The following is a 26,359-nucleotide window of genomic DNA, read 5'->3' as shown; positions in this document are numbered from 1 at the left end:
TCAGGCTTTGAGCTGCTTAAACACCGCCTGCAGTGCTGCTCTGTCTTTGATGCCGGGGGTGCTTTCCACCCCTGAGTTAAAGTCCAGCCCGAAAAAGCCCTGGGTGGCAGCCAAGGCGGCGTTTTCCGGACCCAGGCCACCGGCAAGCATGGCGCGCTCACGCTGGGCAAGCCTTTGCTGCCAATCGAAATGTTTGCCGGTACCGCCAAAGTTGTCGCCGCTTTTACTGTCATAGAGATAGCGGTCGGCGCCTTCCGGCAAGGCTGGCAGCTCGCCGCCGTCGACATTGACCGGAACAGCCTTCCAGATCTCGGCCTGGTGCCCATTTTGCTCAAGCAGCTGCTTGAGCTTGGCAATATCTTCGCTTGATTCACTGCCATGAAGCTGCAGCGCGCTCAGTTTCAGCTCATTGGCCAGCTCGGCCATCTTAGCCGGTGATTCATTGACAAATACCCCCACCATCGCCAGTTTACGCGGCTGCTCGGCGTTGTAACGGCACAGCTCGGCGGCGTGGGCACGGCTGACACAACGGGGGGACTTGGCGGCGAAGATGAGGCCGCCATAGACGGCGCCGGATTTTGCCGCATCCAGCAGATCCTGCTCCCGGATCAGGCCACACACCTTGTTGTTGCCATAGATAAGGCGGCGACAGGTCAGATCCAAATCGGCCTCGGCCATCAGCGAGCTGCCCACCAAAAAGCCGTTGACCAGCGGGCTGAGGCGGCGTACATCCTCACGGCTGTAGATCCCGGATTCGCTGATGATCAGTGTCCCCTCGGGGATCTTGGGGGCTAAGTATTCTGTCATCGCCAGATCTGTACTCAGATCCCTGAGGTTGCGGTTGTTGATGCCAATAATCGGCGCGCCCAGAGCCAGCGCCCGCTTGAGTTCTTCCTCGTTGGAAACTTCCGTGAGGGTGTCGAGGGCATATTGCTCGGCTTCGCTCGCCAGCAATCGATACTGCTCATCGCTCAGTACCGACAGCATTAGCAAGATGGCATCGGCACCCTGATGGGCCGCTAACTTAACCTGATAAGGCGAAACAAAAAAGTCTTTGCACAATACCGGCTGTTTGATTCTGGCCCGCACTTTGGGCAAATAACGAAAGTCACCCTGAAAGAAGGCCTCGTCTGTCAGTACCGACACCGCGGAGGCGTAGCGGCTGTAAACATCGGCAATGGCAACCGGATCGAAGTCTTTGCGGATAAGCCCTTTGGAGGGGCTGGCCTTCTTGCATTCCAGAATAAAGCCGGCGCCTTTTGCACTGAGTGCCTGATACAGGCTGCGATCCGACGTCTTGGGCGTCAGGTTCCCTTCGGGAAAACGCAGCTTGAGGGCTTCAATATGCTGCTGCTTGGTGGCGACGATACGCTCAAGCACGTTACTCATGATATAGCTCCTGCCTGCTGGGTTGTGGTGAGTTGGCGTCATTGTTTTCAGTTTGGGTTTGGTGGGCCTTGTCCGCCAGGGCATTGAGTTTGGCGCAGGCGCGGCCATCATCCAGGGTGGCCAGTGCCAGTTGGGTGGCCTGCCTGAGATTGTCAGCCTTGCCGGCGAGATAGAGCACGCAGGCGGCATTGATAGCCACGGCGTGACGCTGGGCGGCGCTGCCTTTACCGGCAAACAGCGCTTGGGTAATCAGGGCATTTTCTGCCGGGGTACCACCTTCCAGCTCGGCCAGCGTAGCCTGCGGCACGCCAAAGTCTGCTGGGGTGAGGCGATATTCCACTATCTCTTCACCCTTGAGTTCAGCCACCTGGGTTGCGCCGTGCAGTGCCACTTCATCCAGGCCGCTGCCGTGAACGACCATGGCGCCTTTGACGCCAAGGGCCCGCAACACTTCGGCGATGGGGCGAACCAAGCTCGGGCTGTAGACCCCGAGCAGCATATAGTCGGGGCGAGCCGGATTAATCAGCGGGCCGAGTACATTGAACAGGGTGCGGGTCTTGAGCGCCTGGCGCACAGGCACTGCGTGCCGCACTCCACCGTGATAATGGGGTGCAAACAGAAAACACAGGCCGTTGTCTGCCAAGTGTTTGGCGGCGCATTCGGGCGACATGGTCAAGTCTATGCCGAACTGTGCCAGCAGATCGGAAGAGCCCGACTTACTGGACACTCCGCGGTTGCCATGTTTGGCAACATTGACTCCGGCTGCGGCGGCAACAAAGGCGGCCGTGGTAGAGATATTGATGGTGTTGTGGCCGTCACCGCCGGTGCCGACAATATCCACTACCCTTTGACATTGGTGCGGAAACGGCTTGGCGGCGGCCAGCAGGGCATCGGCGGCGCCGCTGATCTCGTCTATGGTTTCGCCCTTGAGCTTGAGCGCGATCAGCATGGCCGCCATCTGGCTTTCACTGAGCTTGCCGTCGATAAGCTCGGCAAACAGGCTGGCGGCCTGGCTACGGCTCAAAGACTCGCCCCGGTACAGGCGGTCAAACAGAGGTTGCAGTTCAGTCATGGCAGGTTTCCTCGCGGCTCATGGTCAGGTATTGCAGTGTTTGCACCAGCAAGGTGCTGCCAAGGGTGGTGAGAATCGATTCGGGGTGGAACTGGAAACCGACGGCGGCATCACAGCGATGGCTGATGGCCATAGGCATGCCTTCTGTAGTGGCAATCACCTCCAGGCAGTCGGGCACCTTGGTTGCCACCAGTGAATGATAGCGGGCCACAGGCAAGGGGGATGGCAGGTTGGCAAACAGGCCATCGCAGTTGTGCTCTACCGGGCTGGCCTTACCGTGTACCACTTGGGGGGCACGCTCAACCTTGCCGCCGTAATGTTCAACCAGGGCCTGGTGACCAAGGCAGATACCGAGAATCGGCAGTTTGCCGGCCAGCAGCGCAATAAGTTCCATCATACAACCGGCTTCTCCGGGGGCACCCGGGCCGGGAGACAAAATAAGCGCTGCCTGACCCGGTTCCGCCAGCATCCGCTCGGCGAGCAACTGGGCACTGACATTATTGCGGTACACCAGCACTTCAAAGCCCAGGCTGCGGAACTGATCCACCAGGTTGTAGGTGAAGGAGTCGAAGTTATCCAATAGATAGAGTTTCACAGGCCACCTCCCATCTTGATTGCACTGATCACTGCCTGCGCCTTTTGCGCGGTTTCGTCGGCCTCGGCCTGGGGATCTGAATCATAGACCACTCCGGCCCCGGCCTGGATGTGCGCCATGCCTTCGCTGACGAAGGCAGAGCGGATCACTATGCAGGTGTCCATATCGCCAAGCGCGTTGAGATAACCTACGGCGCCGCCATAGCTGCCGCGGCGCTGCTGCTCGGTTTCACGAATGAGTTGGGCGGCGCGCACCTTGGGGGCACCCACCAGGGTGCCCATGTTCATGCAGGCCTGATATGCGTGCAGGGCGTCGAGATCTTCCCTAAGCTGCCCGGTTACCCGGCTGACCAGATGCATCACATGGGAGTATCTGTCTACCTTCAGCAGCTCGGCCACTTTACGACTGCCACTCTGGCTGATGCGGGCGATATCGTTGCGGGCCAAGTCCACCAACATGATGTGCTCCGACAGCTCTTTCTTATCGAGTCTCAGCTCCAGCTCTATGCGGCTGTCGAGATCGAAATCTATCTCGCCATCCGGGGTCTTGCCGCGTTTGCGGGTACCGGCGATGGGGTAAACCTCAACCTGATTGCCCTTGGCTTCATACTTGAGGGCGCTTTCCGGAGAGGCGCCAAACAGGGTGAAGTCGGCACTGCGCAGGTAAAACATATAGGGGCTGGGGTTGGTCAGTCTCAGTGCCCGATAGGCGCCCAGAGTATTGGGGCAGGGCAGGCTGAAACTGCGTGATGGCACAACCTGAAAGATATCACCGGCGCAGATATGCTCCTTGAGGCGGCTCACCTGGCGGCAAAAATCGGCGTCGCTGATATTGACGCTGGCCTCGGCATGTACGCCGCTCAAAGGGGCAACATCTTCCAGCAGCTGGCAGTTGGTTTCTATGGCATCCAGTCTGGCACCAAGCTCGGCCTGCACCTCGTTGTTGCCATTAAACTCCATCACCACGGCTTCGGCGCAGCCCTTTTGGTGATCTACTGTTATCAGGGTTTCAGCCAGATAAAACAGATAGTCGGGGCAGTGGTTGGCGCCCTGGCTTACGCTTGGCAGCGGCTCTGTGCTGGCGATAAGGTCGTACCCTAAAACGCCGCCCAGAAATCCGGTTTCAAACTGGCTCTCCTTTTCATCAACCAGACCCTGCTGCAGTAATCTCAGGCCATCGAGCGGCGAGCCTGCCTTGAGTCTGGCATCTTCATCCAGCTCGGCAGTGATCGGGCGCAGCACGACCTTGAGGCTCTGCTGTTCCAGGCTGACCTCACCGCGCGAGTTAAAGAAGTCGTGAATCGCGGGCAGCAGTCCGGCGCCGTTGTCTGTTAAAGCCTCGAAGCTCAAGGTCGACCCGTCACAGCGAATGGCCAGCGCCGCGTGGCTGAGGATAATGCTTTTCAGGTGATCCTTGCTGTCGATTTCGGCCGACTCCAGCAACATGCTGTGAGGCTTGTCCCGCGTCAGTTGCTGATACAGTTTCAGGGGATCGTCGTAATAGGGCAGTGACCGCGTCTGGCGGTGTACTCTGGCGATTGGCTCGATTCTGTTCATCTGTTCTTCCTGTTGTTCCGCTGTTTAGCCTGGCTGCGGGGTTTTCCTGACCGTTAAGCACAAAAAAGCCCGCAATCTCTTGCGGGCTTTTTGTTGAATTTGGCTGCGTTATTTTCAATCGTGCACAGCGCTTCACACTACCCGCGTTAAGGGAAGTGCCACCACCAGATGATGTTGAGTGAAGCGTTGAAGTGTGTCATTGAAAATTTGTCCTCTCGACGTTTGACCTATAGAGAAACCCAGCTGCCCGCCAATGTCAATTGAATATTTTTAATTTATGCAAATTTATGCCAATTTGCCGTCGCCCAGCGGAGATAAATCGCATTTTACCAACAAAACCAAGTACAATAGCGTTATGATAACTGAAAATACTTTGGCCGATCTTCACAGCCATACTACAGCCTCAGATGGCCAACTGACACCATCTCAGCTGCTCGAGCGCGCCTTGGAAAAGGGGGTTGAGCTGCTGGCGATTACCGATCATGACACAGTCGCCGGGCTGGATGAGGCCCATGCTTTCAATGCCGGGCAGAGCGCGCCTTTGACTTTGGTGGACGGGGTTGAGATCTCTACCCGTTGGCACGCCTATGATATTCATATCGTGGCGCTGGATATCGATCGCCACGACGAAAACCTGCTTGCCTTTCTCGAGCGGCAACGTGAGCTCAGGGAAGAGCGGGCTCGCGAGATAGGCGCAAGGCTTGAAAAGGCCGGTATTCCCGGGGCCTACGAAGGCGCCAGGGCGCTCGCCGGTGATGCGGCGCTGAGCCGTGGTCATTACGCCCGTTTCCTGGCCGAGCAGGGGCACGCGCCGGATAGTGCCAGCGTGTTCAAGAAGTTTCTTGGCCGCGGCAAAACGGGCTATGTGCCCAACAACTGGGGCGAGATGGCGACGGCCATAGAGGTGATCCACAACGCAGGTGGAGTGGCCGTGTTGGCCCACCCCAGTGGCTATCAACTGTCGGCCAAGTGGCTCAAACGCCTGGTACGCGAATTCAAGGCCGCCGGTGGCGATGCCATGGAGGTGGTGCTCGGGCAGCAAACCACAGACGACAGAAATAATTTAGGCGCGCTGGCCACTCTCAACGGCCTCTACGCCTCGGTGGGATCAGATTTCCACTTTCCCGGCCGCTGGCTGGAACTGGGCAAGAATCTGTATCGGCCCCAGGGATTGAACTGGGTCTGGCAATGCAAGCAATGGACAATAACTAAATGAGTCAATTTTTCTACGTACATGAGGTGAATCCTCAAACCCGTCTGATAAGCCAGGCGGTGAGCATTCTGAAAAGCGGCGGGGTCATAGTTTACCCCACAGATTCCGGCTATGCGCTGGGTTGTATGATTGGCGATAAAGACGCCATGAGCCGTATCGCCAGAATTCGCCAGATAGACAATGATCATAACTTTTCGCTGATGTGCCGCGACTTATCTGAGCTGTCGACCTATGCCAGAGTCGATAACCAGGCGTTTCGCATTCTGAAGAACAACACGCCGGGTTGTTACACCTTCATCTTTAAGGCCACCAAAGAGGTGCCAAGAAGACTGCAGAACGAAAAGAAACGCACCATAGGTATTCGGGTACCGAACAATGTTATCGCCCTGGCGCTGCTGGAAGCTCTGGGTGAACCCTTGATGTCCACCAGTCTTATTCTGCCCGGCAACGACTTTACCGAGTCGGATCCCGAGCATATCCGCGATATTCTCGAACATCAGGTAGATGCCATTCTCCACGGCGGTTACCTGGGCGAAAAGCCCACCACAGTGATAGACATGTCTGAAGGCGAAATGGTCATAGTCCGTGAAGGCAGTGGCGATATCAGCCCATTTCTTTAACCGCTCAATAAAGGTATAATCGCGCGTTTGGTTGGCCTATGCCGCCTTAAGGATGCTGCCAGAGGAGAGAAAACGGCTTGAGTGAAGGCGTTCAACAGAGTCTGCCGCTTGCCGTAGTGCGGGGTGAGGCGCTTAGAGAGCTGCCTGCCGATCTCTTTATTCCTCCCGAGGCGCTTGAGGTGTTTCTTGAGGCGTTTGAAGGGCCGCTCGACTTGCTACTTTACCTGATCCGCAAGCAAAAAATGGATGTGGTAGATCTGCCCATCCACAGGATCACCGCCCAGTATCTTGAATATATCGAGCTGCTGCAGGGCGCCAGGGTAGAGCTGGCGGCCGACTATCTGGTGATGGCGGCAACATTGGCGGAAATCAAGTCGCGTTTGCTGTTGCCAAGGCCGGAGCTGGAAGTCGAGGAAGAGGAAGACCCCAGAGCCGTGCTGATCCGCCAACTCAAGGCTTATGAAGCCATCAAAGAGGCAGCGGTGAGGCTGGATGAACTGCCAAGGCTCGAGCGGGATGTATTCCAGGCCAAAGCGGGCAAGGCGCCGGATATCAAGCCCTTGCTGGTGCCGCCGGATGTGTCTTTGGCCGAACTGGCCCGGGCCTTTGGCGAAGTGCTCAAGCGGGTGGAAGCCGGCACTTCTCACCAGGTGCAGCGCGAGCAGCTCTCTACCCGGGAGCGGATGAGCCAAATTCTGGCCATGCTCTCCAGTGAGCATTACACCCCTTTTGAAGCCCTGTTCAAGGTGGAAGAGGGGCGCGCCGGAGTGGTGGTCAGCTTTCTGGCGTTGATGGAATTGGTAAAGGAACTGCTGGTGGAACTGATCCAGGCTGAACCTTTATCGCGAATTTATCTCAAGGCGTACTGACGGGAGCCGACTTGGCGAAGATTAACGACCTTCAGCTGAAACAACTGATCGAGGCTAGCCTGTTTGTGCTGGCCAAGCCCATGACCTTGAAGGCGCTGAGAGAAACCGTGCTGGCCGATTTCAGTGTCTCCCGCGAGCGTATTCGCGCCGCGGTGGATGAATTGACCCTGGATTATCAGGAGCGCGGAGTACAACTGGTCAAGGTTGCCGGTGGTTATCGGTTTCAGACCCGCGACAGCCTTAGCCCCTTGCTGCAACCTCTGTGGCAGGAGCAGGCGCCCAAGTATTCCAGGGCAACATTGGAAACCCTGGCGGTTATCGCCTACCGTCAGCCTGTGACCCGCGGCGAAATTGAGCTGGTCAGAGGGGTGGCTGTCGGCAGCCAGATTATCAAGAATTTAACAGACAGACGCTGGATCCGCGTTGTGGGGCACAAAGAGGTGCCGGGAAGGCCTTCGTTATACGCCACCACTACAGAGTTTCTGGCTTACTTCGGTCTGGACAGCATAGCGGATCTGCCGCCTCTGTCTGACGCCGAATCATTAGAGGCGGTATTTTCGGGGATGAAAACACCGCTGGAACCCTTAGAAGAGTCAACTTGAATGAGCGAAAAATTGCAGAAAGTCTTGGCCCGTGCAGGCCATGGCTCCCGTCGTGAGATGGAGGCATGGATTGCTGCAGGTCGCGTGAGTATTGACGGAGAAATCGCCAAACTGGGTGATCGCATCGAAGCCGACGCCAAGGTACGTATCGATGGCCGTGCGGTATCGCTGAAATCTGCCGATGATGTGATCTGCCGGGTACTGGCCTACCACAAGCCGGAAGGGGAGATCTGCTCGCGCAAAGATCCCGAAGGCCGGCCCACAGTATTCGATCGTCTGCCCCGCACCCGCGACAGCCGCTGGGTCGCCGTGGGACGTTTGGATATCAACACCTCGGGTTTGTTGCTGTTCACCTCAGATGGTGAGCTGGCCAACCGCCTGATGCACCCCTCCAATGAAGTGGAGCGTGAGTACGCCGTGCGTACCTTCGGTGAAGTGCCGGAAGCGGCGCTGCAGCGTTTGCGCAGCGGCGTTATGCTGGAGGATGGCCCGGCCCAGTTTGACCACATCAAGGCCGCCGGTGGCGAAGGCATCAACCAATGGTGGCACGTTACCCTGCGTGAAGGGCGTAACCGTGAAGTGCGTCGTCTGTGGGAATCCCAGGAAGTGCAGGTGAGCCGCCTTATTCGGGTGCGTTACGGCATGATAGAACTGCCCAAGAGCCTGCCCCGTGGCGGCTGGGTCGAACTGCCGCTGGAGCAGGTCAACTACCTGCGCCAACTGGCGGGCATGGATCCGGAAACCCGCTCCATGCTGGGCGCCGACAAACACAGCGTGGCCCGTAACAAGGTGCGCAGTGCCAAGGTGCGCCGCGCCGTGCGTAAACACAAGACGGCGGCGGGCAAGCCCAAGCCAACCCGGCAGCGCAGCTGATGCCGCCAAGGCCTTATCGGCAGTGTGTTACAGCTTGTCGATAGCCTATCTAATCCCATCTAAAGATGTGATTCCAATGCAATGAAAGGTCGCCGCGGCGGCCTTTTTTGTTGCTCGTTTTCTTAGCTTTTTGCCACTGTTTCTCGCTGCTTTTTTGCATAGTTTTTGTCGTTGTTTTTGTCGTTGTTTTTGCCATAGCTTTTTACCAAAGTTTTTTGCCATTACTTTTTACCGTAAAAAGTCCACTTACCTTGGCGCAGTTCAGTAATGGTATAAGATAAAGGAACAGCAACTCAGGGAGCCAAGGCATGCAGCTGATCTCACACACAAAAATTTGGGACCAAGGCGAACACAACGCCTTTTGCGATCTATGCCGCTGGCAGGGGGCGCTCTACTGCGTCTTTCGGGAGGGCCAGGCCCATGTGTCTGATGATGGTGCGCTGAGAGTGCTTAAATCTGCCGACGATGGCCAAAGCTGGCAGGCCGAGGCGCTTATTCAAAGCGAGCTTGGCGATCTGCGCGACGGCAAACTGCTCGCCCATGCTGGCCGTTTATGGCTTTTTGGCGCAGCCTCCAAACATGGCAAGGCGCCGCTGCAGTCCTTGATGTGGCACTCGCTGGATGGCATCAACTGGTCGGCGCCCGAAAAAGTCGCCGATAGCGGATACTGGCTCTGGCGGGTGACCGAGGCCGAAGATGGCCTCTATGGCGTGGGCTATCGCCCCGGAGCCGATGGTGATGTCAGGCTCTATCGCAGTGAGCGCCTGCAAGCATCACAAACCGGTAAACTGCAATTTACGCCCTGGGTGGCCCCCTTGCAAAATGACGGCTATGTCAACGAATCATCACTGCTGTTTCGAGTGTTTCGGGGCGGCGAGCAGAGTCGCTCTAATCAAACCTCTTCAGATACAGAAGCGCTTTGTCTGCTAAGGCGCGATCCTGTGTGGGACGCACAAGAAACCGGGCTGCTCGGCAGCGCCTTGGCACCTTTCAAAACCTGGCAATGGCAGCAGCTCAGTTGCCGTATCGGTGGCCCGGTCGCCTTTTTCTATAACGACCGTCTGCTGGCCGTGGTGCGCCTCTATGACAATAAGGTGCGTACCTCGCTGGTGGAAATCGATAGCGCCACAGCCAAGGTCACCGAGCTTTTAACCCTGCCATCCGGCGGCGATACCAGCTACGCCGGTATCGAGCTGGACGGCGATGAACTCAAGCTGGTGTACTACTCAAGCCATGAGGGCAAAACCGCCATCTATTTCGCCCGTATCGGGCTCAAAGGCTAAAGTTCCAACCAACAATACCTGTCTGTTCGACACCAGCCAGCGTGACTGAATCAGGCCCATTAACAGGGAAATTCGCTTTAGATTTCAAAGCCAGTCAATTCTATTGCAAAAATCAGCCAAATCAGGGTTTTGTGGCCTTTGTCAAAAACTTGACCTTTGGCTAATTGTTTTAACATTCAGTACTGAGTATTGTATAACTAATTCAACCGCTTAGCTTTAGCACTTCCTTAAGCTCAGCGGCTCAAAGTCGGCGGCAGTGGCATTTTTCCGTGCTCAGCGGAATGTAGGGACGAGCAGAGTTTGGACTTGTGGGGTAGCTTTGGTTTTATTTAACGTTTTTTGTAGGGCCTGGGTTGTGGGGCCCTTGGTTGTACGACTTGAAGCGCTCATGACAAGCACCTCAGAACTGATTTTTATACAGTATTATTGACGTTATGGACAAAATGCCGGAAATTTGCAGCTAAGTTTGCGCGTTATTTCTGTAACATTTTAGAAAATAGCTTTAAATTCATAAAGTTAAAAAATACAGCAGGTAGATAATAGGTTTGGAAACCGCGCATGCGCGTTTAGCTGCAAGGGATATTTGGACTAAATGGTATTATATCCAGCTAATACAAACAGATAGCGATGCGCGTTTACACTCCTCCGAGGACTGAAACGCGTATGCGCACTATACAGCTGTTATGTGCAGAAGCCTCGTGAATTGAATATTGAGAGTTAGGTATGGTGGAAGAAATTAAAAAACATATAGATATGGCACCAGAGAAATTTGCAAGAGCGGTAACCCCGGTTTTTAAAATAAGAGATGACTCAACCCCTTATCATGCAGGAACAATGTTTGCTGTTAAAGTTGATGATGAAGTTTACTTTATTACAGCTGCACATGTTCTCAAGAAGAATGAAAATTACTCTAAAGACGCAGATGATCAAATATTTGCAATTGTAGATGGTACGTTATCTCAAATAGAATCATTTGATAAATACAATGTTTTTGACTCTAAGAATGCGCAGTTAGATGTTGTTGCGATCAAGCCGAAGCTGATTTGCTGGAGCAATGTATTTGAATGTTATATTTCTGAAGCGGATATATACTCGGGCGCACTATCTTCGGATGATTATATCTGCGCATATGGTTTTCCTGAGTCAAAAAATAAAATACGTTGGCAAACGGATATATTATCAAATGTACCTTATGGTTATTTTGGTAGAAATTTATCGCCTGATACCCTTAAAAGCCAAGGTTATGGAAATGAGTACATTGGTGTTGATATATCCTTGAAAAAAGTGTTTGCTGGTGAGCAGAAAGAAATCAAGCCCCCTAAACCTCAAGGTATCAGTGGAGGGCCGATCTATCGGACATACAACTTTTCAAAGCCTAGTGAGTTGATTGAACCTATGTTAGTAGGTGTTACATTCGAAAAAATGGTCACAAATAACGGTATTTTGGGTATCTCTTTTTCTGGGATTTTAAATGGGCTGAAAAATGCACATAACAAACAATTTAAGAGTGATTCCTAACGCTTGGCATTTCTCATTCAATCATTGAGTTCAGTGTTTACGGTGGTATGGTTGAGTATTGTGGTAGCGTTACTCACACCTTAATTGGGCGTTATGTAAATCGGCCAGTTTGTGGTTTTATAGGTGCCATAGCTGAGTAGGGCGGTGGCAAGGAAATCGTGCCAGCGTTCTCGGTGCGGTCGAAGGCTTGGGTAGTGGCCGAGGCTTTGGGAGGTTTCGGCCTTGAGTGCTTCGGTTTTGGTCCGTGGCTGCTTCCAGGTAGTCACATCAACCCCGGTGCCGTCAGTTGGCGCATCAGGTTTGGCAGTCACAAAATGGTCGGCGTGGGGCGGCTTGAAACAGGGAAGGTACAGGCAACATGGTTTCCAGTTCTTTTCCTCTATTTATCGGGTCTTGTGCGGAGTTTGATTTCCATAACAAGGCGCTCAAGATCGTTCGTTTCACTCACTGGGACCTCCGCAGCTACGCTGCTGCGGCCCCTTAGCACGGCGTTAGGCCTACATAGTTCATGCGTTGCTTTAGGAGATGCACTTGGATTGGAAAGATTATCAAGAAGAAGCTGCTGAATTTTTCCGTTCTCTCGGCTTGGAAGCCGAGACTGACGTTACTATCCAAGGAGCAAGAACAAAACATGATATTGATGTGTTGGTGAAATCACACCACGCTGGTTTTGATATAACCTGGCTTGTTGAGTGTAAACACTGGAAGTCCAAAGTTTCTAAACTTCATGTACTTGGACTTCGCGAAATAGTTAATGATACAGGGGCCGATCGCGGAATCCTCTTGGCAGAAAATGGATTTCAAAGTGGTGCTATAGAGGCAGCGGCACTGACAAATGTTCACGTGACTTCTTTGGCCGAAGCCGCAAGTACTGCCAGCCATGAAATAAACTCCATGAGATTAAGAGAGCTGTACGACAGGCTTCTATGGTGCAAAGAGGAGTATTGGGAAATCCCTAAAGCCAAGAGGATTGAGTGTGGTTTGCGTACAGATGTCGGAGGAGCTATGGGATATTCTGGTGACTGGGCAATTAAGGCAGCCGAAGACTTAATAACCAAAGGTCTACGTGGAAATTATCCAATTACAACGGATGAAGTTCACGTAATGATTTCGGAGTTAATAATTGAACAAGAGCTGCCAAGCTCTATTGGTAACATCCAAGAACTCTTGGTTTCAGTAGAGTCATTGGTAAGCAACTTGGAACAAAGAATAAATGATTGCAAATCAAAGGCCTAACAAACGCATGTTGGTCGCCCACTGCGTGGGCTGGGACCTCCGTTACGCTGCGCTTCACTACGGCCCCAAATGCAGGCGTTAAACGCTAACAACCTCTAGGAGAGATAGATGAAGAAAATTGGAATTTTAATAATGGCTGTTTTGCCATTGCTTGGTTGTCAGAGTACTGGGCCTAAGACATACACTGGCAATACCCAGTCGATAGCTGCGACAAATTCAAAAAGTTGTAGTTTCGACCAAATCACTGGCAAAGCGTATTTGATTGCTCCTGACTTTAAAAAATATGTAACCAATAGCTTTTTCTACGATTCCGAAAAGGAAAAGGTCTGGCAGCTTGAGAAAGGTAATTACTCATCCTTGACTTCTCAAAAGTTCAAAATAGTTGAGACGGGGGTCGTTACTAAAGAAGACGTCAAGTCACGACAGCCATATCTTTCCAAATACAGATATAGTGAAGATGATATAAAAGGTATGCCTTATGTAAGAGATAAAGCATTCTCATCTAAGTTGGTGACAGAAGACTGCTCAATTTATTATCTGAGTGGTGGAACCATTGTTAAATCTTTATTATCTAGCATCGTGAATACAGATGGTACAAAAATTAATGAAGATGATGTATTGGCGTTTTATGGAAGTGAACCGTTAGCAAAAAAAAGTATGGATGCGATGATTGAGTATGACCGTTTTGATAAAAGACTCAAAGTAAAAACGCCATACTATGACGACATGCTTATCAGAGGGTCATTAAATGCCAAGGATCAATCAATATCACTTGTTCAGCTTTATGTGGACCTTACTTTTTTCGATAAATGGGGCTTTATTTCTAATGCCATTGACACAGATGGTGCAAGCCATGAGGTGGTAAAGATTTCAACTGATATAGACTGTAGTAACTCTGATATGTTTGGTTGTAAATTAACAGAGACTGTTGGAGTAACAATTAGTGAAGAGTTTTTGAATAAACACAGGGATGGTTTTGAATTAAAACTTTTTGGTACTAAAGAAAAAATCGTCAAAGTGTCAGGCTATATGGTTGAAGGTTTTTTATCTGGAATGAGAAAAGCAAAGGAACAGCTAAAGTCTGGTGACTTTGGCGTTTAACAAAGCGCTGCACTCGGCTAAATTTTACGCTGCGCTTCAAATTTACCGGTGAGCGCGGCGTTAGCCATCTAAGGAGACAATGTGCGTTTTTCTGAAAGGTATGGACATAAGAAAGTTAGAGATATAGTTCAAATCGAATCTATAGATGAGCCCTTGAAAAATGCCTTATGGAGCCTTTTGAAAGTCCATATTTGGGATCAAGTTCGAGCATCCACAGGAATTTATGGTGGCTATTACATATCAGCTGATGAAAACAGAGAAACATACGCTCTATGTCAAAGGTTGTGGTTTAACTACTTCAAGAAGCCTTTGGATACATTGGATCACGATTGGTCAGAAGTTCTAAAACAGTTGAGAACCTATTTCTTTAAGTGTGAATGGTACGAGCTTTATGACTTCATCGAGTTCTGTGCGAAAAATTATGAGCGTTATCAATTTAAGGAAAAATTTACTTCCTCATGCAACGCGGCATTGGAAAAAGAAATGTCTGCGTATCGATTTATTGATGGGCTAATCTCCCAGATCACTGAACAGGAGCAGCTTGATGAAATTGAAAAGGCGCTTGAAGAAAGTAGAGGCCCTGTTCATACGCACTTGAGGCGATCGCTAGAGCTGCTGTCCAGTAGAGAAGCACCTGATTATAGAAACTCAATTAAAGAATCTGTATGTGCCGTTGAGAGCCTTGTAGGTCTCGTTCTTGGCTCAAAAGGTACGCTTGGGCAACTCATTAAGAAGCTCGAAGATGAAATCAATTTACACCCAGCTCTAAAAACTGCTTTTAGCAGCCTTTACGGATATACGTCTGATGAGGGCGGGATACGACACGCCCTACTTGAAAGTGAAAATATACGATTTGAAGACGCGAAGTTTTTTATGGTCGTTTGTTCGGCGTTCATTAATTTCGTAGAGAGCAAGGTGGCACAAAATGGCTAACAAGCACATGTTGTCGGACTGGTTTTCCGCTGCGCTCCAAACCAGCCGCAAATGTGGGCGCTGGAGGATCCCCTCATAATTCGGGCCTCCCAGAGGTGTTAACCAGTTTAAGAAATTCACCCCAAGCCCAGCGAAAATGCGATTCTTTGATTGAGTATTCCGGACGTCGTCTCACCTCTTTGCCGGACGAAAGATTGACGAAAGATAGGACAGCCATATCTTTTTTGACGAAAGATAGGACAGCCATATCTTTTTGATGTTTCGCCCAGGCTTGACTAGGCTTTGAAATACCCATCAATGACGAAAGATAGGACAGCCATATCTTTTTGATGTTTCGCCCAGGCTTGACTAGGCTTTGAAATACCCATCAAAGCTCAGTCGAGGTTGGTTATGACCACTGCCCGCCGCCAGTTGATAGACGCTGAAAGTACGCCCTTTTACCACGTGATTAACCGTTGCGTTAGAAGGGCATTTTTGTGTGGTGAAGATGCACTGTCGGGACAATACAGGACAGCCAAATCTTTTTGATGTTTCGCACAGCTTTGACTAGGCTTTGAAATACCCATCAAAGCTCAGTCGAGGTTGGTTGTGACCACAGCCCGTCGTCAGTTGATAGATGCTGAAAGTACGCCCTTTTATCACGTGATTAACCGCTGCGTGAGAAGGGCATTTTTGTGTGGTGAAGATGCACTGTCGGGGCGCAGTTACGAGCATAGACGTGGCTGGATAGTGGATAAAATCAGGCAGTTGTCGTCAATATTCTGCATCGACGTTTGCGCTTATGCGGTCATGAGTAATCACTACCATTTGGTGCTCAAAATCGACCTTGCTACGCAACAATCGTTGTCGCCATTTGAAGTCATTGAGCGTTGGACAGGGCTCTTTAGTGGCAATCCTGTGGCGGCAAAGTTCCTTAAGGGCGATAGTCTCTCGGAAGGTGAGCGAATACTGCTGGATTCGCTGATTAGCGATTGGCAGGAACGCCTTGGCAGTATCAGTTGGTTTATGCGCTGTTTAAACGAAGATATCGCCCGCAAGGCCAATCGAGAAGATGGTTGCAAGGGCGTATTCTGGGAAGGACGTTTTAAGTCGCAGGCACTGCTCGATGAACAGGCGCTGCTGGCATGCATGATGTATGTGGATTTAAATCCCATTCGCGCCGGTATTGCTGATTCACTGCAAACTTCTGATTACACATCCATTCAGGAGCGCATAGAAGAACATGCTGAGCCTGCAACTGCCAACACTTCACTTAAGCCGCTGCTTCAATTTGATGGTGCAGCCACTGCCACCGAACAAAGCGGCATCCCATTTCACTTTGCCGACTATCTGGAGCTGATTGATTGGACAGGCCGGGCGGTGCGGGAAGACAAGCATGGCTTTATTGCCTGTTCCAGGCCCAAACTGCTGCTTGAGCTTGGTATCAGCGACGATGCCTGGATAACTTCTGCCAAGGAGTTTCGCCGTCAGTACAGTGGCATGAGTGGCCGATGGGATGCCATGTGTGCGATGAAGGCCAAATATGGTGGTAAATGGTGCCGGGGTAAGCAACAAAGCCAAGCAATACATCCCCATTAACCTTAAACCCTTGGTGATTTTGCAGCAACAGGCTTAAGCCTGCCGAAAGCATGCCTGGCAATCGCAGTTCTTGTATGAAGCACGCAGATTACTCGTTTCAGAGAGTCTACTTCTAATAATTCATCGTCATTTATAAGAGATTGAGACCGCAAGGTATGCTTCCAGGTGGTCCGTAAAATGTTTAGGATGTCCTGATTTTTTTGTGCTTCCAGGTGGTCCGTAAAATGTTTAGGATGTCCTGATTTTTTTATGATGATACTTTTATCGGGTTAATAGCTAGCCCGGAGCGATGGTGGAAATGTACTTTCCAGAAGCACAGTTCGCAAGAGATATAAGCTCTCTTGGTGAGCCCTGGATTCAGGAAATGCACCTTTCTTGATTGCAGATGCCTGTGTTACCCCTGCGCTTGCTGATCGGTTTCCAGTTTCGGGGGTAGTTTGGATTTCAAAAACGCCCGTGACTTCTCTAATGCCTGGTAGATTTCGTTGCGCATTCTATCTTGTTCTTGATAGTCGCCGTAGAAATAGGTGTCCACCAGATGGTGAATGTAGCGCACTGGTAGTTGATTGAGCGTGATACAAGCCAGATCGGCCACATAGTCGGTTGGCAGCTCATCCATCAACCCCTCTTCAGCGAGGATTTCCATTAACATCACTTCGTAGTAGTTGCGGATTTCCAGCTGCATAGGTGACGCTCCCAAAGTTCTTTGCTGTGTTCGGTTTGGTTGGTAACAATTGGTTCGTAGCCTTTAGCGATACAGCGTAGTCGCGGCGCGAAATAATTGACTGTGTCTGAGTGTTAATTGTAGAGGGTCTTTGCAGTATCCGCCTCCCGTGACACAGGCTATTGGTATTGCCGCTTCTCTGGCATGACCCAATACGCTCATATCCCGCCGGGATATGCCCTCAAGGCTGAGCCGCAACAAGCCGAGTTCATCTTCAGCATGTACATCGACTCCGGCGTCATAAAGAATGAGATCCGGTCTATGAGTCAAGATCAGCAAAGGCAGTATTTGCTCAAGCGTTGAGAGGTACTCGTCATCACCGGCGCTTTTTTCAAGCTCGATATCATAGTGAGAGTCTGCCTTCCGGGTAGGGAAGTTTTGCCGGCAGTGTATTGAGCAGCTGATGATGTTCGCATCGCCGGCTGTCATGGTGGCGGTGCCGTCGCCTTGATGGACGTCGCAGTCGATAATCAGAACCTTGTCTGCCAGCCCTTGGTTTATCATGCGTCTGGCACTGTAGACTAGATCGTTGAAAACACAGTAACCGTTGCCAAAGTCCTGGTGAGCGTGATGGTAACCGCCGCTGATATGCAGCGCTATGCCGTGCTCAAGTGCTTTTCGTGCCGCAAGCTCGGTGCCTGCGACCGAGTGCAGTGTCCGAGCCAGCAGATGCTCGCTCCAGGGAAACCCTATGCGGCGCATTGCCTTGGGATCTAGTTGGTTGTGAATAAACCCGGCAACATATTGAGGACAATGCACAGAGGCGAGAGCGATTTGTTTTACAGGTTTTGGGGAGCAGAGGCTAAATTGCCCGGAAAAAGGAGTTTGGCACAGATACTCAAACAGGCGTTGATATTTGCTGATGGGAAATCTGTGCCGGGATGGTAACGCCAGTTTGGAGTAGCTGGCGTGATACACCAAAGGGATCATTTATCAGAGCTGTTTGATGGCCCAGCTCATGAACTCTTTGCGAGTTGCTTCATCGGCCTGTAACCACCAGTATTGCAGCATTTGCTGGGCATGGGCGGCACTGTCACCCCCTTGGCTACCGGCCTTGGAAGCCGCTGGCATTGTCATGGCACTGACAGGTGATGGCTGGGATACAGGTGCCACAGGTTGGTTGGCGGCCATGTTGCCTGAGGTTACGGCTGCAGCAGCGGTTTCAACATCTGGCCCCTTGTTGCCATTGAATAGCTGTGACAGGAAACTGGTTTCTTTCAGTTGAGTCAGTTCCACCTGGTAGTTGACCTGGCCCTTATCGGCGCGGGTAATGACGACCTTGGGAGTTTTGGCAAACTCTTTGGGCTTCTTGACGTAGTCACCATCGGCAGGCTTAAGGATGTACTCGTTGTCGCCTTCGGCTTTCAGGGTCAGAATGAAAGGAGAAGATTTAACGAAGCTCTGACTGTCGGAAAACTCATCATCGACCATGTCATGATAACGAATAGCAATCTTGTGGACACCTTCGGATAGTGCCAGCTCAGATTTGTGGTTGAAGTTGCTGGTTTCAATTTCTTTGCCATCCAGAGCCAGATATTCAAAAGACATAGGGATGGTCAGATTGGCCGCAAATACCGAGGAAGTGCTGAGCAGGGCCAGTATGGCCGAGGCGGTCAAGCGTAGTTTCATTGTTGCTCCTTAACGATTGTAACTCTGATGCGGACGTTCGAATGCCTGAATGCGATCTTCAATATAGCTGATCGCCTGCCTGCACTTACCGAGGCGGCGATGCATCAAAAGGATGTCATTCTGGACGGGGATTTTGTCAGTACTATGACAGTTTTCAAGCTTTGATTGCAATTGTTCAATCTTTTGTTCTATTTTTTTGGCCCAGTTCAGATGTTTGTTCAGCTCTTCGTACAATTGATGGCTGTTTTGCATAACACCCGCGGCTATCCAGCCAAAACCACTTTCCTGGTGTCGGCGGCCCTGACGTTGTTGGTAGCTTTGCCGCTTACTGGTCTGCTGCAGCTTTTGGATCCTGGCGTTGAGACCTGTGGTTCCCAAGGCCCGTTTCAGGGCGACAAACCTGTCCTGAATGCGTTCGCAGCTTAAGGCGATAGTGTGTTGGGCCAACTGATGGCGTAACTGTTTTTCCAACTGATCTATGCTCTTGTGCAGCTGTTCCACACAGGGATAGAGTTGGGCACCATGCTGAATAAACAACTCGCTGTTGAAGCGTTCAGTATCCTGCAGTAGTTTGCGCTGTGCCGCTGGCAAAGAGGCATCATGTTGCAGCACTTCTTGCTCCAACTGCCTGAGCTGTTCCCGCAGACGTTGTACCAGTTGATTGGTGTTCAAAACCAGGCACTCCAGGCTAGATTAGCGGCGATAAGTACCACAATAGCAATAAAGAGTGGCCTGATAAACGGCATTCCGAAGCGGATAGCCGAGTGGGCGCCGATATAAGAACCCAGCATCATACACAAGCCCATCACCACGCCTACCAAAAGGTGCACTTTACCTAGCAGCAAGAAAATCATCAATGCCGTGATATTGCTGACAAAAGTCATTGCCCTTGCCAAGGCACTGCTGTGCAGGAAGGGCAGGCGGTACAGCGCGGTCGAGCTGACGGCCCAAAAGGCGCCAATGCCCGGGCCGGCAAAGCCGTCGTAGGCGCCAAGCCCCAGCCCTTGAAGTATCTGTTTATGCTTGGCCGGCGCTTCGGTGACGGGTTTACATTGGCTGCAGCCCATGGCTCCGGGTGAAAACAGCGAATAGAACGCGATGGCGATAATAAGCAGTGGCAGAATTTTTTCCAGCCAACGGGTGTCGATGAGATAAACGGCAATACTGCCGATAACGGCGCCTATGGCAGTAGCAATAAAGGCGAACAGCCAGAACTTGGGGGTCAGCAACTGCTTGCGGTAATAGGTAAATGCCGCCATGGAGGAGCCGAAGCAGGCAGCCAGTTTATTGGTCCCCAGCGCCAGATGAGGTGGCATGCCCACTGTCAGCAAGGTGGGAATGGACAGTAGACCGCCACCACCGACTACGGCATCAATAAATCCGGCCAGCAGGCCGACTGCGGCCAATATGGCCCAGCTGCTGGGTTCGAGCAGAATATCCACTTTACATCCTGATTGAGCGCATCATTCGATAACGCGACGGTAAGGCGGCAGGGCATCAAGCAGCGACGACCCGTATCTTTTGGTTACCAAACGCCTGTCTAATATGGTTATTCGGCCATAGTCCTGCTCTTTTCGCAACAGGCGGCCGCAACTCTGGATGAGTTTCCGTGACGCATCCGGAATAGTCAATTGTAAAAACGGGTTACCGCCTTTCATTTTGACATATTCTGCGTGGGCCTGCTCTACCGGCGAGGTTGGCACGGCAAACGGCAGCTTGGTTACTATCAGGTTAGTCAGGTAGTCGCCGGGAAGGTCGAGACCCTCGGAAAAACTGCCGGTACCAAAGATAATGCTGGGCTCACCTTTGTCACATTTTTGCTTATGTTGCTCGAGCAAGTGCTGGCGTGGGGCACTGCCCTGGATCAGCGGTTCGGATACCAATTTGTTGCGCAGTAAATCGGCTACCTTTTCCATCTGCCAGTAGGAGGCAAACAGCACCAGAGTGGCCATTTCACCCTCTACCAACTGCTTTATCTGGCTGGCGAGTTCTTCTGTGTAGGCGTCTTCGGTTGGCTCGGTGCGCATTTTCGGCAGGTAGAGAGTGGCGTTGTTCTCAAAATCGAAAGGCGACTGCAGCGCCAGGTAGCGACTGCCATCATTGAGTGACAGGCCAACCTGATAGGCAAAATGCTCAAAGCGGTTCAGCGCTCTGAGGGTGGCGCTACATAGCACGACACCGGCGGCTTTTTCCCACAACATATGTTCCAGCATATAGCCGACTTCGATTGGCGATGCACTGAAAAGGTAGTCCTGCTGCTTGCCGCTGAGGGCTTCAATCCAGCGGGCGGTGGGGGCACCTTTGGGGCTGTCCTCCTTGGCCATCATTTTCCAGAGCTTTTGCAGGTTTTCCAGGCGCTGCATCATAAAGCCGGTTTCACTCAATAGGGCTTCGGCCTGATGCCTTGGTAATTCACCATCCTTGACGCTTTCGCTGAGAATAGCCTGCATCTTGTTGAATTGCTTGAGGGCATCGTTGGAGGCCGTGGCCAGGTTTTCTGCCTGAATCAACAGGGCGTCCGGCAGCTTGCCATGTTCGAACCGCAGGCGGTTTTCCGGGTTGGCAAAGAGTTTGGGCTGGGTATCACAGTAGTGGGCAACCTGATTCAGCAGGCCGGTTAATTCTTCGATGCGATCCAGCATCGCCTGCGCCGGGGCAATAATATTGTTGCTCTTTATTTGGTTTTGCAGTTTGGCCGTGGTCTTGCTGACTTTCTCCAGCCAATCACAGGCCCCTCTGAGCGTAGCCTGGGCGCTGGAGAAATCCCTGGCTACATTCGGCAGGTGATGGGCTTCGTCGATAACGTAATAGACTTCTTCCGGATCCGGCAGAATCACACCGCCACCCAGTTCAAGGTCGGCCAGTAACAAACTATGGTTGGCAATAAGCACATCCCAGGTATCAATATCTTCGCGGGCCTTGTGGAAGGGGCAGTGGCTGTGACTGGCCAGTTGGCGATGACAGCTGTGTTTGTCACAGGCTATCTGTTGCCACAGGTGGTCCGGCAGCGGCGTTTTGAGGGTATCAAGTTCACCATTCCAGCGGCCATCCTGATAGTCTTTGAGCAGCGCCTGCAACTGCTCAACCTGTGAGGTATCCGGCTTGGTCTGCCACATGGCCATCTGGCTGCCGTTGCCGTCACCTACCAACATCTCAAGCTTAGCCAGGCACACGTAACGCTGACGCCCTTTGACCAGACCGAAGCGGAAGTTGAGTTTGGAGTGTTGCAGAAAAAACGGCAGATCTTTATGCAGCAACTGCTCCTGCAGCGCCACAGTGGCGGTGGCGATACAGACTTTTTTCTTGCTGGCCAGCGCCAGAGGTATGGTTCCCAGAATATAGGCCAGGGATTTACCTATACCTGTGCCCGCTTCAATCACCATGATGCGCCGCTGCTTGTCGTATTCACCGGCAAGTGTCTTGGAGATCTCCGCCACCATATAATTCTGCTCCCGGCGGGAACGGAAGTTGGGCAGTGCGGAGGCAATGTCCTTGTAGATCTCGCGGATCTGGGTCTTTACATGGGCTGCTAGCATGAGACTCGGTTCTGGAAAATTATCCTGTATATAATACCAGTAATTTCTTATGCTAATAAACCTCTAAAACACGATTGTCCCGACTCATGCCCCAAAACACGCCGCAAACCCTGAAAGGCCGTATTCTTACCCGTCATCTGGTTCAGAGAGACGAGGGGTTATGCCTGCAATACTATCTGGCCACCGAGCAGGGGCCTGTGTTGGTTGAGGTGCCGGGACAGGAGCAGATTTGCTTTGCCAAAGAGAAGGATGCGGCGGCTTTATGTCAAAGTTTAAGCCAGGTACGGACCCAGCCGCTGGCGCTGAGAAACTTCGCTAAAGAGAAGGTTGCGGCGCTTTACAGTCGCAGTCGGCAACAGATGCGGTTACTGCAAAAGCAGGCCCAGGATCAGGGAATGCCCTTGTATGAAGCCGATCTTAAACCCCAGCAGCGTTTCTTGATTGAGCGCTTTATTGCGCTCGATGCCGAGTTTTACGGTTATTTCAGCGAGGAAAGCGGCGCACTGACACGGTTTGTTGCCAGCCGCGCCAGGAAAGCCTCGCTGAACAATGTAGGTTTGGCTGTTATTTCCCTCGATCTTGAATGCAGCATGCAGGGCGAGCTCTATTCCGTCGGACTCTACGGTCGTGACCGCAATGGAGCGCTGTTTCAGCGCGTGTACATGATAGGTCAAGCCCAGGACGGGCCAGACTATATCCACTGGGTCAGGGATGAAGCAGCCTTGTTGCAGGCTTTGATTGACTGGTTTTGTCTCTGGGACCCGGACATTATCATAGGTTGGTCGGTTGTCAATTTTGACCTGGCACTGCTGAGCCGACGCTACGCCCATCATGGTATTGAAGCACGGCTTGGGCGCGGAGGCGTGCCCATGTCCTGGTTGGTGGAAGGCAAGTATCGGCCGGAAACCCTCTCTTTGCCCGGGAGAGTGGTATTGGACGGCATAGACTGGCTCAAGGCCGCCTTCTATCAGTTTGAGCGCTATTCGCTCGAGTTTGTCTCCCGCGCACTCTTGAGTGAGGGCAAGGCGATAGATCAAGTTGAAGATCGCGGCCAAGAGATAAGACAGCTCTTTCAAGAGGATAAATTGGCCTTGGCCCACTACAATCTGACCGATTGCCGTCTGGTGCTGGATATTTTCGATAAAACCGATCTATTGAATTTTGCCCTCGCCCGGGCGCAGCTGACCGGGTTGGAGTTTGGCCGGGTAGGGGCTTCGGTGGCGGCGTTCAATCATCTCTACCTGCCACACTTGCACCGCGGTGGATTTGTGGCGCCGGCAGCACCGGCCAGTGATGGCCTGGAAAGCCCCGGCGGCTATGTGATGGACTCCATTCCGGGCCTTTACCGGGACATTCTGGTACTGGACTTCAAGAGTCTATACCCTTCGATTATTCGCACTTTTTTGATCGATCCCATGGGGTTGGTGCAGGGTATGGGTGAGCCCGAAGCCGAGACGGTACCCGGCTTTCTCGGGGCCAGATTCAGCCGCAAACAAGCTATCTTGCCAACGCTTATCGCCAAGTTGGCCCAAGAGCGGGAAAGTGCCAAGGCCCAAGCCAATGCGCCTTTGTCTCAGGCAATCAAGATCATCATGAATTCGCTTTATGGGGTGCTGGGGTCTCGGGGCTGTGTGTTTCACGATGCCCGGTTGGCAAGCTCAATTACTATGCGCGGTCATGAGATAATGCAGCAGACCAAACGTTGGATTGAGGACGAAGGCATGAGTGTCATCTATGGCGACACAGATTCCACATTTGTTTGGCTGGGACAACAGCATGACATCACAGAGCCGCAAGCCTTCGGCAGAGAGTTGGCCGCCAGGATAACCGCCAAGTGGCAACAGCATTTGGCGGAGCATTTTCAGTTGCAAAGTCATTTGGAACTCGAGTTTGAGCGTCATTATGAACAGTTTCTGATGCCCACTCTCAGGGATTCAGAAGAAGGCTCCAAAAAGCGCTATGTCGGTGCCAGTCGCAATAGTCAAGGTCAATTGGATATTATTTTCAAAGGCATGGAGCAGGTTCGCAGTGATTGGAGTCCTCTGGCCAGACGGATTCAATACGAGCTGTACCGGCGTATGTTCAATGACTTGGATGTGGTGGGCTTTCTGGCTACGGAAATAGAAGCGCTTAAACGCGGCGATTATGATAACGAGCTTATTTTCTCCAAGCGACTAAGGCGTAAATTGGATGCTTATCAGGCCAAGGCGTCACCCCATGTCAAGGCGGCCAGACAATTGTTGGAGCAGACCTGTGATCCGCGTTATGGTCGTTTGGGCACCCGTATAGACTACCTGATCACAATCAATGGCCCCGAAGCTGTTTCCCTCAGACGTTCAGCCATTGATTATAACTACTATATTGAAAGACAAATCAAGCCGATAGCCGATCCAATACTTTCTATAATGAAAGAAAGTTTTACCTCTATCAGCACGGGACAGTTGAGTTTAATCTAATACCAAAATTGTTTCAAAAAGTTAACAAGGTTAATGGTTGGTTTTATTTCTGGATTTTTACGGCCTTTATGGTTTTTTTTAAGGCAAAAGTAATAAAAAATGTGATTTTTGTCTTTGCCGCTTTACTGAGCTTTTGCTAATCTTCGCTCCCCTTGGAAGGAAATAAAACAACGGAATGGGGTAGGCAGACTGAAAACACTTAAGGTTACAACAAATGAACAAGACTCTCATCGCATCCGTCCTGGCAGGACTCTTGGCCGTTCCATCGGTTCAAGCTATTGAAATCTATAAAGATCAGAAAAATGCAGTCTCAATCGGCGGTTTCGTTGATGTCCGAGTAATCAATACTCAGGGTGAAACGGAAGTTGTCAATGGTGCTTCCAGGATTAATTTTGGTTTTAGCCGTGAGTTAACCCACGGTTGGAACACATTTGCCAAATTGGAATGGGGCGTGAACCCTGTTGGCAGCAGCGACATTGTTTATAACAACCGTTTCGAATCGGTGCAGGATGAGTTCTTCTACAACCGTCTGGGCTATGCAGGCATTAGCCATGATAAATATGGCACTATTACTATTGGTAAACAATGGGGTGCTTGGTATGACGTGGTATACAACACTAACTACGGTTTTGTATGGGATGGTAATGCTGCTGGTGTATACACTTTCAACAAAGACGATGGCGCGGTAAACGGTGTTGGTCGTGGTGATAAAGTCGTTCAATACCGTAACAGCATCGGAGATGTGAGCTTTGCGGTCCAGGCACAATTAAAAAATAGCAGTTTCTATACCTGCGACATCGAAAACATCACTGAGAGTGCCTGTGAAGCAGAATGGAATGCAGGTAAGAAAGAAGCGCAACAAGTTACTTACGATTACACCTATGGTGCATCTTTGACCTACAAGGCTACTGATAAATTCAGCTTAATGGCGGGTGTTAACCGTGGTGAGTTTGATGTGGTCTATGGTACAGGTGAGCAAAAAACAGCTGTTGATTTAATCTATGGTGTGGGCGCGACTTGGGGTGATTTTGACCAGAATGGCTTATATGTTGCCGCAAACGTTCACAAAGAAGAAAACCATGATACTGATAACATCGGCCGCTTGATTAAAGATGCCTATGGTGTTGAAACTTTAGTTTCTTACAAGTTTGATAATGGTCTACGTTCTTTTGTGTCTTATAACATTCTGGATGCAGGGAAAGACTACGTTATTCAACCAAACTTTAATGCCGATCCTAACGATGTGTTCAAGCGTCAGTTTGTGGTTGTAGGTTTACACTTTGTTTGGGATCTGAATACGGTTCTCTATGTTGAAGCACGTAAAGATTACAGCGACTTTACCAGTGCCGACAAAGCGCAAGAAGCCAGAATGTCATTATCAGAGGATGATGGCATCGCTATTGGTATTCGTTACACCCTTTGATTGTTAATAGAACTGTTTAAAAAAGCGCCGAAAGGCGCTTTTTTATTGGAAAAAAAAGTGTTCGCACAGCTTACCAGAAAGAGATGTGTAACGGGTTTGTTACGTTTGGGTGAGTGGGGGCGGGTTTTGATAAACTCCATTTACTTCATGGCC

Annotated in this window: 23 protein-coding genes and 1 pseudogene; 14 read left to right on the top strand and 10 right to left on the bottom strand. The window is 51.3% G+C overall.

Annotated elements, in window-relative coordinates; genetic code table 11:
- Genes trpCF through SIL79_RS18855 form a run of 4 tightly spaced genes read right to left on the bottom strand, consistent with a single transcriptional unit; the run spans position 1 to position 4,612 of the window.
- Positions 1-1,389, bottom strand: coding sequence for a bifunctional indole-3-glycerol-phosphate synthase TrpC/phosphoribosylanthranilate isomerase TrpF (gene trpCF / locus SIL79_RS18870; protein ID WP_319619878.1), 1,389 nt, complete (start codon positions 1,387-1,389; stop codon positions 1-3).
- The gene (trpD, locus tag SIL79_RS18865) at positions 1,382-2,461 is read right to left on the bottom strand and encodes an anthranilate phosphoribosyltransferase (protein WP_319619877.1); all 1,080 of its coding nucleotides are present in this window, start codon (positions 2,459-2,461) and stop codon (positions 1,382-1,384) included. The genes trpCF and trpD overlap by 8 nt, the downstream gene beginning before the upstream one ends.
- Positions 2,454-3,056, bottom strand: coding sequence for an aminodeoxychorismate/anthranilate synthase component II (locus tag SIL79_RS18860; RefSeq protein ID WP_071477071.1), 603 nt, complete (start codon positions 3,054-3,056; stop codon positions 2,454-2,456). Before SIL79_RS18860 ends, trpD begins: the two co-directional genes overlap by 8 nt.
- On the bottom strand, positions 3,053-4,612 hold the full coding sequence (locus SIL79_RS18855; protein ID WP_319619876.1) for an anthranilate synthase component 1: 1,560 nt from the start codon (positions 4,610-4,612) through the stop codon (positions 3,053-3,055). The genes SIL79_RS18860 and SIL79_RS18855 overlap by 4 nt, the downstream gene beginning before the upstream one ends.
- 355 nt (positions 4,613-4,967) lie before the next feature.
- On the opposite strand from SIL79_RS18855, the gene rnm reads away from it, so the two are divergent.
- From rnm to SIL79_RS18790, 12 genes and pseudogenes are all read left to right on the top strand, one after another.
- The gene (gene rnm / locus SIL79_RS18850; protein ID WP_025886778.1) at positions 4,968-5,828 is read left to right on the top strand and encodes an RNase RNM; all 861 of its coding nucleotides are present in this window, start codon (positions 4,968-4,970) and stop codon (positions 5,826-5,828) included.
- Positions 5,825-6,445: an L-threonylcarbamoyladenylate synthase gene (locus SIL79_RS18845; RefSeq protein WP_025010668.1), complete on the top strand. Its 621-nt coding sequence runs from the start codon at positions 5,825-5,827 to the stop codon at positions 6,443-6,445. Before rnm ends, SIL79_RS18845 begins: the two co-directional genes overlap by 4 nt.
- Positions 6,446-6,522: 77 nt before the next feature.
- Positions 6,523-7,314, top strand: coding sequence for a segregation and condensation protein A (locus tag SIL79_RS18840; protein ID WP_100142452.1), 792 nt, complete (start codon positions 6,523-6,525; stop codon positions 7,312-7,314).
- A gap of 11 nt (positions 7,315-7,325) precedes the next feature.
- Positions 7,326-7,916 (top strand): SMC-Scp complex subunit ScpB, encoded by a 591-nt coding sequence (gene scpB, locus SIL79_RS18835; RefSeq protein ID WP_100142453.1) that lies wholly within the window; start codon positions 7,326-7,328, stop codon positions 7,914-7,916.
- The gene (rluB, locus tag SIL79_RS18830; protein ID WP_025010665.1) at positions 7,917-8,789 is read left to right on the top strand and encodes a 23S rRNA pseudouridine(2605) synthase RluB; all 873 of its coding nucleotides are present in this window, start codon (positions 7,917-7,919) and stop codon (positions 8,787-8,789) included.
- Between the two features lie 308 nt (positions 8,790-9,097).
- Complete coding sequence (locus SIL79_RS18825) at positions 9,098-10,072, top strand: sialidase family protein (RefSeq protein WP_319619875.1); 975 nt, start codon at positions 9,098-9,100, stop codon at positions 10,070-10,072.
- A gap of 723 nt (positions 10,073-10,795) precedes the next feature.
- Positions 10,796-11,590, top strand: a complete 795-nt coding sequence (locus SIL79_RS18820) for a hypothetical protein (RefSeq protein ID WP_319619874.1) — start codon at positions 10,796-10,798, stop codon at positions 11,588-11,590.
- 531 nt (positions 11,591-12,121) lie between these two features.
- The gene (locus tag SIL79_RS18815) at positions 12,122-12,826 is read left to right on the top strand and encodes a restriction endonuclease (RefSeq protein WP_319619873.1); all 705 of its coding nucleotides are present in this window, start codon (positions 12,122-12,124) and stop codon (positions 12,824-12,826) included.
- Positions 12,827-12,934: 108 nt separating this feature from the next.
- Positions 12,935-13,927 (top strand): hypothetical protein, encoded by a 993-nt coding sequence (locus SIL79_RS18810; protein WP_319619872.1) that lies wholly within the window; start codon positions 12,935-12,937, stop codon positions 13,925-13,927.
- Between the two features lie 81 nt (positions 13,928-14,008).
- Positions 14,009-14,860 (top strand): AbiJ-NTD4 domain-containing protein, encoded by an 852-nt coding sequence (locus tag SIL79_RS18805; protein ID WP_319619871.1) that lies wholly within the window; start codon positions 14,009-14,011, stop codon positions 14,858-14,860.
- 390 nt (positions 14,861-15,250) lie between these two features.
- Positions 15,251-15,364: pseudogene (locus tag SIL79_RS18795) on the top strand (alpha-amylase family glycosyl hydrolase); the annotation flags it as partial.
- Between the two features lie 84 nt (positions 15,365-15,448).
- Entirely contained in the window at positions 15,449-16,438 is a 990-nt protein-coding gene (locus SIL79_RS18790) for a transposase (RefSeq protein WP_319619870.1), read from the top strand.
- A gap of 394 nt (positions 16,439-16,832) precedes the next feature.
- Here the strand turns inward: SIL79_RS18790 and SIL79_RS18785 are convergent, their stop codons facing one another.
- The 6 genes from SIL79_RS18785 to dinG form a co-directional block, all read right to left on the bottom strand.
- Positions 16,833-17,123 carry a late competence development ComFB family protein gene (locus SIL79_RS18785; RefSeq protein ID WP_039036194.1) on the bottom strand — a complete coding sequence of 97 codons (291 nt, stop codon included), beginning with the start codon at positions 17,121-17,123 and terminating at the stop codon, positions 16,833-16,835.
- Between the two features lie 63 nt (positions 17,124-17,186).
- The gene (locus SIL79_RS18780; RefSeq protein ID WP_319619869.1) at positions 17,187-18,092 is read right to left on the bottom strand and encodes a histone deacetylase family protein; all 906 of its coding nucleotides are present in this window, start codon (positions 18,090-18,092) and stop codon (positions 17,187-17,189) included.
- Between the two features lie 3 nt (positions 18,093-18,095).
- Positions 18,096-18,791, bottom strand: coding sequence for a DUF2057 domain-containing protein (locus SIL79_RS18775; protein ID WP_071476156.1), 696 nt, complete (start codon positions 18,789-18,791; stop codon positions 18,096-18,098).
- A gap of 9 nt (positions 18,792-18,800) precedes the next feature.
- On the bottom strand, positions 18,801-19,463 hold the full coding sequence (locus tag SIL79_RS18770) for a primosomal replication protein (RefSeq protein WP_039035593.1): 663 nt from the start codon (positions 19,461-19,463) through the stop codon (positions 18,801-18,803).
- Positions 19,460-20,233, bottom strand: coding sequence for a TSUP family transporter (locus SIL79_RS18765; RefSeq protein ID WP_144362145.1), 774 nt, complete (start codon positions 20,231-20,233; stop codon positions 19,460-19,462). The genes SIL79_RS18770 and SIL79_RS18765 overlap by 4 nt, the downstream gene beginning before the upstream one ends.
- Positions 20,234-20,254: 21 nt before the next feature.
- Positions 20,255-22,327 (bottom strand): ATP-dependent DNA helicase DinG, encoded by a 2,073-nt coding sequence (gene dinG, locus SIL79_RS18760; RefSeq protein WP_025011234.1) that lies wholly within the window; start codon positions 22,325-22,327, stop codon positions 20,255-20,257.
- Between the two features lie 86 nt (positions 22,328-22,413).
- Here dinG and SIL79_RS18755 point away from each other — a divergent pair, with 86 nt between their 5' ends.
- Positions 22,414-24,783: a DNA polymerase II gene (locus tag SIL79_RS18755; protein WP_071476157.1), complete on the top strand. Its 2,370-nt coding sequence runs from the start codon at positions 22,414-22,416 to the stop codon at positions 24,781-24,783.
- 214 nt (positions 24,784-24,997) lie between these two features.
- Positions 24,998-26,206 carry a porin gene (locus SIL79_RS18750; protein ID WP_039035597.1) on the top strand — a complete coding sequence of 403 codons (1,209 nt, stop codon included), beginning with the start codon at positions 24,998-25,000 and terminating at the stop codon, positions 26,204-26,206.
- Positions 26,207-26,359 lie beyond the last annotated feature (153 nt).

Origin of the sequence: Shewanella indica, assembly GCF_033842865.1 — a bacterium.
GTDB lineage: Bacteria > Pseudomonadota > Gammaproteobacteria > Enterobacterales > Shewanellaceae > Shewanella > Shewanella indica.
The sequence above is the reverse complement of the archived record's forward strand: the minus strand, read 5'-3'. Positions and strand labels throughout refer to the sequence as shown.